Annotated in this window: 9 protein-coding genes and 1 pseudogene; 4 read left to right on the top strand and 6 right to left on the bottom strand. The window is 43.4% G+C overall.

The genetic code is table 11. The features are described from left to right. The 6 genes from ACJ751_RS03540 to ACJ751_RS03515 all read right to left on the bottom strand — a co-directional run. On the bottom strand, window positions 1-418 hold a 418-nt coding region (locus ACJ751_RS03540), incomplete at its 3' end, for a phospholipase D-like domain-containing protein (RefSeq protein WP_407743993.1). A gap of 15 nt (window positions 419-433) precedes the next feature. Further along, window positions 434-1657 (bottom strand): FecR family protein, encoded by a 1224-nt coding sequence (locus ACJ751_RS03535; RefSeq protein ID WP_407743992.1) that lies wholly within the window; start codon window positions 1655-1657, stop codon window positions 434-436. 1784 nt (window positions 1658-3441) lie between these two features. Further along, the gene (locus tag ACJ751_RS03530) at window positions 3442-4065 is read right to left on the bottom strand and encodes an RNA polymerase sigma factor (RefSeq protein ID WP_407743991.1); all 624 of its coding nucleotides are present in this window, start codon (window positions 4063-4065) and stop codon (window positions 3442-3444) included. A gap of 532 nt (window positions 4066-4597) precedes the next feature. Beyond that, window positions 4598-5035, bottom strand: coding sequence for an RES family NAD+ phosphorylase (locus ACJ751_RS03525; protein WP_407743990.1), 438 nt, complete (start codon window positions 5033-5035; stop codon window positions 4598-4600). A gap of 35 nt (window positions 5036-5070) precedes the next feature. Then, the gene (locus ACJ751_RS03520; protein WP_407743989.1) at window positions 5071-5571 is read right to left on the bottom strand and encodes an antitoxin Xre/MbcA/ParS toxin-binding domain-containing protein; all 501 of its coding nucleotides are present in this window, start codon (window positions 5569-5571) and stop codon (window positions 5071-5073) included. A 112-nt stretch (window positions 5572-5683) separates the two neighbouring features. Next, window positions 5684-6715 carry a GntR family transcriptional regulator gene (locus tag ACJ751_RS03515; protein WP_407743988.1) on the bottom strand — a complete coding sequence of 344 codons (1032 nt, stop codon included), beginning with the start codon at window positions 6713-6715 and terminating at the stop codon, window positions 5684-5686. Between the two features lie 213 nt (window positions 6716-6928). Between ACJ751_RS03515 and rhaT the strand changes: the two genes are divergently transcribed. From rhaT to ACJ751_RS03495, 4 genes and pseudogenes are all read left to right on the top strand, one after another. Next, entirely contained in the window at window positions 6929-8020 is a 1092-nt protein-coding gene (rhaT, locus tag ACJ751_RS03510; protein ID WP_407743987.1) for an L-rhamnose/proton symporter RhaT, read from the top strand. Between the two features lie 32 nt (window positions 8021-8052). After that, window positions 8053-10176 carry a bifunctional aldolase/short-chain dehydrogenase gene (locus ACJ751_RS03505; RefSeq protein ID WP_407743986.1) on the top strand — a complete coding sequence of 708 codons (2124 nt, stop codon included), beginning with the start codon at window positions 8053-8055 and terminating at the stop codon, window positions 10174-10176. Window positions 10177-10254: 78 nt separating this feature from the next. After that, a complete protein-coding gene (rhaM, locus tag ACJ751_RS03500) occupies window positions 10255-10569 on the top strand; it encodes an L-rhamnose mutarotase (protein ID WP_407743985.1) in 315 nt (104 codons plus the stop codon). Window positions 10570-10589: 20 nt separating this feature from the next. Next, window positions 10590-10879: pseudogene (locus ACJ751_RS03495) on the top strand (sugar isomerase); the annotation flags it as partial.

Raw genomic sequence — 10879 nt, 5'->3', positions numbered from 1 at the left:
CCAGTGCAAAATGGCCATCCACCACCAGTACTTTATGGTGCATGCGGCGGCCGAAATAAAAATGTTCGCTTTTTAAAAGGGGTTCAAAAAAACGGAAGTGAACACCGGCTGTGTTAAATTCCTTGATAAATCCGGCCGACAATTCTTTGGAGGCATAGCCATCGGTGAGCAGGTAAACCTTAACGCCTCGTTTGGCGGCTTCGATCAGTGCGGCGCCCACCATTCTGCCGGTTTCATCATCTTCATAAATGTACACCTGCAGGTGTATGGAGTGTTGTGCCAACTCAATCAGGTGAGTGAGCACAGAAAAATATTCTCTGCCACCCCTTACGAGTTTCACCTTGTTGTAGGGAAGCCAGGCTGATGATCTGTTATCGTTACCGCGCAACATAGCCACCAAACTACAAAAATTATGCACGCAGTGTTGAGCCGGTTATTTTTTACCGGGGTGTACAGTGATATTATGTTTGGAAATGGTGAAGGTAACGCCGCCGGTATACTCCAGCATTTGCAACACGGCCTTAATATCTGATGTTCGTTGTACTTCGCCGCTGAAGTGCAGGGAAGGCACCCCTTTATCGTAGGCAACATCCACGTCGTACCAGCGGGACAGTTCATTCATCACCATGATGAGCGACGTATTGCGGAAAACAAAATCGCCGTTCTTCCAGGCTATTTCCTGTTTTATATCGGCGTCTTCAATTGTGGTGGTGGTATCTTTTGCGATTAATTTTTTGCCCGGCGAAAGCATGTTGGTTTTATTGTTCCGGTTCACTTTTACCAGCCCCTCTACCACCGTTGTTTGCGACCGGTTGTCTTCTTTATAGGCCAAAATGTTGAAGGCAGTACCTACGGCCTGTACTTCCATATTATCTACCGAAACAATGAATGATTTTTTAAGACCTGAAGGCAACAAGGAGGACTGCACTTCAAAATAGGCTTCTCCCGTTAGGGCAACTTTACGGTCAGGGCTGCTAAAGTGAGCGGGGAACTGCAGGGTAGAAGCGGAGTTGAGCCAAATATGGGAACCATCATCCAGTATAACCTCATATTCGCCACCACGGGGTGTGCGAATGGTATTGAGGGCAGTCGTATTGGCTTGTTCATCGGTTAATTTAAACTTCAGTAGCCCGTTTCTGATCTTTTTCACTATCACATTGCCCTGTTGCGCAATGTCGCCATTATTCATTTCATTCAAAACAATGGAGGTGCCGTCGCCCAGGATCAGGACTGCTTTTTTTGAATCGGGTGCCGTGCCCGGTGTTTTCTTTTGTGCTACCACCGCTGTTTTGGGCGCTGATCTCTTGGTTTTGTCTAAAGCAAAATAGGCGACCCCACCGGCCACCAATAACAATACTGCTGCAACCATGTACCACCAGATCCTGAAGTGCAGGCGTTTTCCGGCAGGTTCATTGTTGGGGAAGATCTTTTGGGAAAGTTGTTCATAAGCCAGATCAGGATCGTAGGATTCTAACTCGTTCAGGTCGTTTCCCAACTTTTCCTGGTTATGCAGGTCTTCATATAATTTATAGTTGTCGCCATTTTCCTGGAGCCAGGTGTCCAGTTCCTGCTTTTCCGTTGGGGTAAGCCTGTTCTGCAGGTCCCCGAGGAGCAGCGAGGCGATGTGTAATCCTTTTTCAGTCTGTTGTTCATTCATAAGAAAAGTTTAATACTTGATTGATGGTACTGGCTGCTTTCTTCCTTTTCCAATGCATCAATTTCGGTGCAGTTGATTTGGTGTTGCGATTTGCTATTATTGTAAAAACAACAATTGATATCAATTGTACTAAAGGGCATGGAAAATAATTTAATAAATTAACCAAAATCTAGAAAGTTATTTAAGGAAAGGGTAGGAATGCTAATGGTTGAGCCGGAATATAAGGGTTCGCTTAATATTTACATAATATACGGGGATTTTGAAAAAAAAGACACCCTCTTATATAATAAAACAAATAATATCTACGATTGGCCTAAACAAAAGTTCAAAAAATAAAAGGTAATGATTGAGATCAAGTGAAGTATAGTTATTGTTAATATGTAGGTGGGAATTTGACTGGTTGATGAGTTAATCAGTTTACTGATTAACATGCTGGAGATATAGGTAGTTTATTCACGGGTATCAATTGCTGGTTTGTTAATTCTTTAGTTTGTTAGTTTTTTGGTTTGTTAGTTCTTTAGTTTTGGTTTCTGTGTTCTAAGTTAATGTTTCTGGGTTCTTAGGTTGGTAAGTTCTTTGGTTCGTAAGTTTTTAGGTTCGTAAGTTATTGGGTTCTTAGGTTAGTGAGTTTGTATGTTTCGAGCCTCGACTCTCCTCCCTGGCAAGATCACGATTTAGGTCTTATGTATTCATTGCTCGTTTGCCTTCTGCCTCGCCCGCCGTCCGCGTGTCGCTGAAGCTTTAGCCGAGGCGCAAGCTTTAGCGTAGGAGGGCCTATTGTCTATTATCTATTGCTGATTGCCTATTGCTGATTGCCTATTGCTGATTGCCTATTGCTGATTGCCTATTGCTCCCGCCGGAATAATAGAAAAGCCGGGTAAGACTACCCGGCCGTGGGGGATTCCTGCGCCTCTTCTGTACCATGAAGAGGGATAATTGATGCACATTAGAGGAATGCGAATATGAGAAAAGTAATCCTGCTATACAGGATATAATAACCTATAAAGACCATAGTGACATGTGTATGCCATATGGATACTATATACTTGTTTACAAACTAATCAGAGAGATGCCTTTGGAAAATTGTACTACTAATGAGGAGCCTATAGATGCTATGTTATTAATACACTAGAATTTGTATTGTGTATTGAAGGATCAGGTTTTACGTGTTGCTTAACGGAGCAAAGACAATAACTTTATAAAGAGGTTCGAATTTTAAAAAGAAAGGGAGAGTAGAAACACTCCCTTGTAGTGACCCAACCAAACAGTCACATGAGATTCCCGCTCGACATTCCGTCTTCTTGCCTGGCTGAAAGAACAAGAAGTACAGATGATAACATCGGGCGGACAAAAGAGGCCTAGTTAAGGCTAATTGTTCATTTATAGTTCAGGATTAATAACTAACCCCTTACATAGTAACGCCTGCAACAGCATTAAAAAAACAACTCTTAACAGCAGCCTGTATAATGTTGTATATTGTACTAACGGTACTTTATTATGTACAACATTTGCTGTATCTTCTTACATATTATTTAATAAAATTGCGAATGCGTTTTTGATGGCTATACTCTATAACAATACTTATTAAATATATCTAAGCGTAAAGAACTTTTATTTGTACTTATTCAAGTGTGTATCCCGCACGGCCGAATAAATTATCAGTTTAGTATTAAAACAACTTACCGGCCTTTCTTTACTAGTCTAACTCAAAAAAAATTTAATAAAACTTAAGAAATGCGTATTTCCACCTATCCCGGTTGGGATTTTCGCAATAAAACTGATGTTTAGGCAGATAAATACATGTTTTGGCAGCTGTCTGAGGTTTCACTCAGGAAGGTACATAAAAGCATAATGGCCATTATATCGCGGTCGCGAAGCCTTGTCTTTAATAATTGAATGGCCCTTGCTTTTTGATTTTTAACGGTATGAACAGAGATGTTCAGCACTTTTGCCACTTCCTGGTTTTTTAAGCCTTCCAGGTACGCCAGCTTCAACACTTTGCCACATTGCTCGGGCAGGTTATTGATCTCGTTCATTATTTCTTTTAGCACCTCGGCCCTGATCATTTCATTTAAAACAAACTCTTCTTTTTCACCGGTTAAATAAGCCAGTTGTTTCTGGTTAAGCGAATCGCGTTTAGCTTGCTTTAAATAATTTAAACAGGCATTACGCACCGTGATGTACATAAAGGCCTTGATGTTTTGCGTGCTCTCAAAATCACCACGCTTGTTCCATAATTTTATAAAGGACTCACCAACAATATCTTCTGCAGCAGCTCTGTTGGCCACCAGGCGTTCGGCAAAAAGGCACAAAGGACTGTAAAACTGCTTTAACAGGGATTGTAAAGCATCGGGACCACCTTTTTTTAAAGTATCGATTATATCAATTTCCATCGGAACTGAACGCATTAGGAAGAGTGTTTTTTGCTACCTTAATGATAAAGTCTATTTAATATACAATAAGTTACGGTAAATACTAAACGTATTACGGGTATGGCATGCTATTCTTTATTTCTGGTTCAGCCGGCATGGGGATACTGATACAATAAGATAAGGAGCAATTGTTACCGGAGAATAAAATGGTAACCTGGGTGGCATTATCTGCAAATTAAAATTACATTAAGTATTACTAACACAAGATTACACGTAAAAAATATATTCTCAAAATCAAGTATGGATTAAGGTGACTTTTTTAGTGCACAAATAGCTCTAATAACTGCACATAATGACAATGTTAGTATCATGCATGCTGCATTTACTGATCTTGGTCAGTAAGCAAAAACCATATTGCAGAAAATGTTGTACCAAAACAGGTGCTGTTATACCTAAATAGGTTTAAACACCCTTTTAAATCAGAACGGTGGCCATTGCCTTTTATGGGCGATTGCTCCTGGTGAGGCCGGAAGCTATTACCAATTGCTCATTGCCAATTGTTTATTGCCTATTGCTTATAACTGGTTACATCGGTAATTTTTACCGAATTGATCAATGGGTGTAGCGTGTTCAGCACAAAACTAAATTCCTGGTTAATGATGAGGGAGGGGAGTTTTATCAGCAGGTAGCCGGTTTCGGCTAATAAGGAAGAACCAAGGTCCCGGTTTTCATTGCTATGGGGCCGCTGCAGCCAGTTAGCCGGCAGGTCGGCCACCGATAACGACCGCATGGAATGTTCCGGTACTTCAAAAGTGGCAAAGGAAAGGGCAGGTGGCATGGTTTTCAGGCCGGTGTGCGCTGTATATTCCAGTAACGAAAGCGCCCTGCTTTCCGACAAATAAATACAGGGAATGCCTTCATGGTTCCAGCTGCCACCATTTATTTTGGCGCCCATACCCGTTAGGTCATAGGCATGTTTCGTTTTTACGATCCTGTAAAGCCGCATATGATAGGTGCCGTTAGGTTAATATTATATCAGCATTAGTATACGCCGTATTCTATTCTACCCAATTCTTTTTTTACTTCTTCAATCCCGTACAGGGTATCTAACAGTTCAAGGGGCGATTTGCCACCCAGGCCGTTGTTTGGTATTCTTATCCATATGTTGAAGATCTCCCTGCATTCAAACACTTCGCGGCCATAACAAAGTATTTCAGCTAAATGCATAATGCGTTCGCTGGTTGAGGGGTCGAACCGGTCGTCGCCCTTCTTATTAATAAGCGTAGTTCGGGAAATTGATAATAAATTACTTAAGGTGTCGTAATTTAAATCGGTTTCTGATTTAATGGCTTCCAGTTGTTTTTTACTGATGCCGGTTTTTACTATGCCGATCTTGTACTGGGAAGAGAGTGCATCGAATGGAAGGGTAGGTAAGCCTCTTTCTATTGATGAGGAGCGGGGAGAGGCGGCTTCTGGTTCGGCAGCTTCAAGGATGCCAGTTTGGGCATAAGGAGTTTCATGAGGTTTTTGATGCTCATTCATAAGGTTAATGGTGTTTACACAAAGCTACGTGTTTCCCCCTAAAGCCCCATGCCTGCACCCCATTCCTGCATTTTTATTGATCAAAAACAATTCCTGATCGTTAGTTTGTTCGTTATAGTGATGACCGTTGCGTGAGGTAAAAAGGAATTTCAATGTGTTCGGTAGATTGATCCAGGATCAGCTGGGCGGTTTTTTCTCCCATCATTTGAAAATCAGTAGATATGGTGGTGATGCCGTTAAGGATGATCTTTTTGAGCGGCGTTTCGTTGTACGATATAACGCCCACGTGCCTGCCTACCTTCAGTTTGGTGGCCAGTATTTTTTCTATCAGGATCACCAGGTCGTTTTCCATGAGGTTAATAAAAACCTCGCCTTCCTTGATGGGCTCATTGGCTATATCGTGCACCACTTTATAGTTGAATGCATATTGCTGACAGAACCGGTAAAAGCCTTTTAATATTTCAACCGGGTGGTAGGTGTATTCGGGGAAAATGATCTTGATGGTATGGTACTTACTCAGCGCTTCCAGCGATTGTTCCAGCGCATCGTAAATATCTTTTTCAAAGTTCTCATATACGGCGCCGAATTTCCCTTCAACCCCCGGCACCAGCTTATCCATCAATATCAGTTTTTCCCTGGGCAGCGTATTGATGATCTCGTACGCATTTTCGCCTCCATCTAAAAAATGGGGAATGATCACATAATGGGTGTAATCATTCTTTTTATTTTGAATGAGCCGTTTAAAAAAAGCAAAATCATTATTGTAAATATAAAAGTCAACGGAAGCCATTTCGCCCAGGGATGAAACAAAGGCATCGTAAATAATTTTTTTATGCGGGCTCAGTTTATTGAAAAGAAGGAATATCTTCAGATGCTGACCCACTTCGGTGTTCTTTACAAAGTATCCTTTCCCCGGCACCGAACCCAGTATACCAATTTTCTTAAGGTGTTTGTAGCCTTTTTCCGCCGTATCCCTGGAGATCTCAAATTCAAAGCTCAGTTCGTTGATCGAAGGCAGCAGCTCGTCTTTCTGGATCTTACCCTCACCAATAGCTTTTATTATGGAGTTGGCAAGCTGCAGATACTTAGGCGTGGCAGAGTAGTAATCGATAAATAAATGCTGAAATATGGAATCTTTTTTCATGATAACCTCGTCAGATGATTCGGGTACAACGGCACCACAACAAACAAACCATCGATCTTTTATTAATCCTCCCAAACTTAGTTAAAAAGCTAAATATGAACAGGTTTTTGCTCAAAAAAGACCATGATAGTACATGATGGGCTAGTAATTGGTAACTTTTACTTTCACCTTTTTAATCCGGCATAGGCTGGCCATATTGAAAAATTGCTACAAATGAATGCTATTCTTGGAGTTATATTTCACTTTTTAGGTGGATTTGCAAGCGGAAGTTTTTATATACCCTATAAAAAAGTAAAGGGTTGGGCCTGGGAAAGTTATTGGATCGTAGGTGGTTTGTTTTCGTGGCTGATAGTGCCCCCGTTAGCGGCCTGGCTTACAATCCCAAACTTTTCAGAAATTATTAGTCAGGCTGGTGGTGCGGTAATAGGCTATACGTTCTTATTTGGCATCCTGTGGGGAATTGGTGGTTTGACTTATGGCCTGGGTGTACGGTACCTGGGCGTTTCGCTGGGTAGCAGTATCATCCTGGGGCTTTGTATGGTGTTTGGCTCCCTTATCCCTTCCATTTATTATGACTTTTATCCTGCCGAAGGCAAAGATACTTTTAGTCAACTGACAGGGAACTCATGGGGGCAAACCGTCTTAACAGGACTGGCAGTTTGTGTAATTGGTATTATCATTTGTGGCCGGGCCGGTGTGCGTAAAGAAAAGGAAGTGTCGAAAGGTGGAACCGATCCGCATGGCGTGGCCGTTAAAACAGAATATAAGTTCGGACTGGGTTTGCTGGTATCCATTATTTCGGGTGTGTTGAGCGCCTGTTTCAATTTTGGGTTGGAAGCCGGAAAGCCGATGGCAGTTGTTGCCAATACCTTATGGAAGGCGGCTCACCCCGGTGAAACCGGCAATTTCCTTTATCAGAATAATGTTACTTATGTGGTGGTGTTGTGGGGTGGATTAACCACCAACTTTATCTGGTGCATGATCCTGAACGCCCGCAACAAGACCTTTGGGGATTATACAAACAAGAAAACGCCACTGCTGAGCAATTACATTTTTGCCGCGTTGGCTGGTACAACCTGGTTCCTGCAATTCTTTTTTTACGGCATGGGAGAAAGCAAGTTGGGCAATGGCCCCAGCAGCTGGATCCTGCACATGGCCTTCATCATTTTAACCGCCAATGCGTGGGGATTGATCCTGAAAGAATGGGCGGGCGTTAGCAAGAAAACTAAAACAACAGTTATTATCGGCATTATTACCATCATTGCTTCCGTATTACTGGTTGGCTATGGTAATTCGCTGAAGTAACATATATAAAGAACAAATTAAAGAACAGAATTATGTCAGCAACAAGTGCAGTAAAGTTTAAGCATGTAAGCTATTTGTGGGACGATGCCAAAGCGGCCGCCCTCAAAGGCGATGAAGTAGCATTGTTAATTTACCGGAGTAATTTGCTGGGCGCCGATCTGCGCCTTACAAACTATGGCGGTGGCAATACATCATGTAAAGCCATTGCAAAAGATCCCCTTACCGGTAAAGAAACCGAAGTGATGTGGATCAAAGGCTCAGGTGGCGACCTGGGTACTATGAAGAAAAGCGGTCTTGCTGCTTTATATGTTGAACGTTTACGCAGCCTGAAAAACGTTTATCGCGGTATTGAGCATGAAGATGAAATGGTAGAACTGTTCAACCATTGCATTTTCGACCTGGCTTCAAAAGCCCCCTCGATCGATACCCCGCTGCATGGTTTCCTTCCTTTCAAACACATCGATCACCTGCATCCCGATGCAGCCATCGCCATCGCCGCTGCAAAAGATGGAAAAAAGATAACACAGGAATTATTCAATGGAACAATAGGCTGGGTTGAATGGCAACGTCCTGGTTTCGACCTTGGGTTGAAGCTGGCTAAATGCCTGGAAGAAAACCCCGGCATCCGTGGCATCATGCTCGGTTCGCACGGTTTGTTTACCTGGGGCGATACCGCTTACGAAAGCTACATCAATACCCTGGAAGTAATTGAACGCTGCGCCGAATACATTGAAGAGAACGTAAGCAAACAAAAAGCCGTTTTCGGTGGCGCTAAAATTCAGTCACTGCCTAAAGAACAACGTAACTCACAAGCCGCTGCACTGGCGCCGGTTTTACGTGGTTTCTGCAGCAGCTATCAGAAAATGGTGGGTCATTTTACCGACGACGAAAGAGTATTGAACTTCATCAACTCTAACGATCTCGACAGACTGGCGCCCATGGGTACCAGCTGCCCCGACCACTTCCTGCGTACGAAGATCAGTCCGCTGGTGTTGAACCTGACACCTGGCGAAGACCTGAGCGACGTAAACAAGATCAAGGAGAAACTGACGCCCCAGTTCGAAGCTTACCGGGCTATGTATGCAGATTATTACAACACCTGCAAACATCCTAACAGTCCGGCCATGCGCGACCCCAACCCGGTGGTTATTCTGTTCCCCGGTGTAGGTATGTTCACCTTCTCAAAAGACAAACAAACTGCCCGTGTGGCAGCGGAGTTCTACATCAACGCCATTAACGTAATGCGTGGTGCAGAAGCCATTTCATCATATACTTCGTTACCCCGTCAGGAAGCTTTTAACATCGAATACTGGTTACTGGAAGAAGCCAAGCTGCAACGCATGCCTAAGCCCAAAGCATTATCGGGCCGCATTGCACTGGTAACCGGTAGTGCCGGTGGAATAGGGAAAGCTATAGCCAAAAAATTTGCCGATGAGGGCGCCTGTGTGATCATCAACGACAATGATGCGCAACGCCTGGAAAGCGCTAAAGAAGATTTCAGTAAATCATACAGTAAAGACGTATTTGCCGCCGTTGTACTGGATGTAACAAAGGCCAGCGATATCAAAGGCGCCTGCGACGCGGCGGCCCTGGCATTCGGTGGTTTGGACATCGTAGTGAACTGCGCTGGTCTGTCTATTTCAAAACCCATTGAAGAGCATACCGAAAAGGACTGGGACCTGTTGTACGATGTATTGGTGAAAGGCCAGTTCTTTGTAACCCAGGGTGGTGTTGAGGTAATGCGCAAACAGGCCATTGGCGGCGATGTGATCAACATCGTAAGCAAGAATGCCCTGATGAGCGGCCCCAACAACGCCGGTTACGGGTCTGCCAAAGCAGCCCAGTTACACCTGAGCCGCCTGAACGCAGCCGAATTAGGAAAAGATCACATCAGGGTGAACGTAGTGAACCCCGATGCGGTTATCAGTGACAGTAAGATCTGGGAAGGTGCATGGGCCGAAGGAAGGGCCAAGGCCTATGGCATTAAAGTAGAAGAATTACCTGGCTACTATGCCAAACGCACCCTGCTCAATGAAATTATTTTACCTGAAGACATCGCCAATGCCTGCTTCGCGGTTACAGGCGGTTTGCTCAACAAATCGACCGGTAATGTGATAAACGTTGACGGTGGAGTAGCTACAGCTTTTGTGAGATAAGATCATTAAAACTATAAAGGTGAGTCACCCTTCAAGGGTGGCCCACCTTATTCGATATTATAATATTCAACATTGCTTATGCCACGAGTCGCTTTCAAAATGCAACTTTTCAAAGGAGCCGGGGAAGAATATAAAAAAAGACATGATAAGATCTGGCCGGAGCTGTGTGATCTGTTGAAGAAGGCAGGCATCAGCGATTATTCTATATTTTTAGACGATACGACCCATAGCTTATTTGGAGTATTGAAAGCAGAAGATCCGCAGGCGCTCGATCAATTACCTGCTCAGGAAGTGATGCAGCGGTGGTGGAAATATATGGCTGATATCATGGAATCAAATACCGACCATTCACCGGTTAGCATCCCCTTGAAAGAAGTTTTTTATTTACCTTAATACGAAGGAATGCTATGCTGATGGAAAAATACAAGATAGAGGAAGCTAACCACGAGACATTACAGGGGCACAAAAGGAATTTTGAATTTGTCGCCAGTGAAATAAAGAATATTGACGGACTCCTGCAAAGGCTTATTGATTTTCAAATTGCCATTCCCAGTTGGGCTCTGGGTGCAGGTGGTACCAGGTTTGGACGGTTTTCTATTGGCGGTGAGCCCCGCAACCTTGAAGAAAAAATTGAGGATGTCGGGTTACTTCATGCGCTGAATCGGTCCAGTGGTGCCATCTCCCTTCATATTCCATGGGATAT

Source organism: Niastella sp. (assembly GCF_045805085.1).
Taxonomy (GTDB): domain Bacteria; phylum Bacteroidota; class Bacteroidia; order Chitinophagales; family Chitinophagaceae; genus Niastella.
The sequence above is the reverse complement of the archived record's forward strand: the minus strand, read 5'-3'. Positions and strand labels throughout refer to the sequence as shown.

Coding starts and splice junctions, on each gene's coding strand:
- ACJ751_RS03535 (WP_407743992.1), bottom strand. CDS start 1,657: ATGAATGAACAACAGACTGAAAAAGGATTACACATCGCCTCGCTGCTC.
- ACJ751_RS03530 (WP_407743991.1), bottom strand. CDS start 4,065: ATGCGTTCAGTTCCGATGGAAATTGATATAATCGATACTTTAAAAAAA.
- ACJ751_RS03525 (WP_407743990.1), bottom strand. CDS start 5,035: ATGCGGCTTTACAGGATCGTAAAAACGAAACATGCCTATGACCTAACG.
- ACJ751_RS03520 (WP_407743989.1), bottom strand. CDS start 5,571: ATGAATGAGCATCAAAAACCTCATGAAACTCCTTATGCCCAAACTGGC.
- ACJ751_RS03515 (WP_407743988.1), bottom strand. CDS start 6,715: ATGAAAAAAGATTCCATATTTCAGCATTTATTTATCGATTACTACTCT.
- rhaT (WP_407743987.1), top strand. CDS start 6,929: ATGAATGCTATTCTTGGAGTTATATTTCACTTTTTAGGTGGATTTGCA.
- ACJ751_RS03505 (WP_407743986.1), top strand. CDS start 8,053: ATGTCAGCAACAAGTGCAGTAAAGTTTAAGCATGTAAGCTATTTGTGG.
- rhaM (WP_407743985.1), top strand. CDS start 10,255: ATGCCACGAGTCGCTTTCAAAATGCAACTTTTCAAAGGAGCCGGGGAA.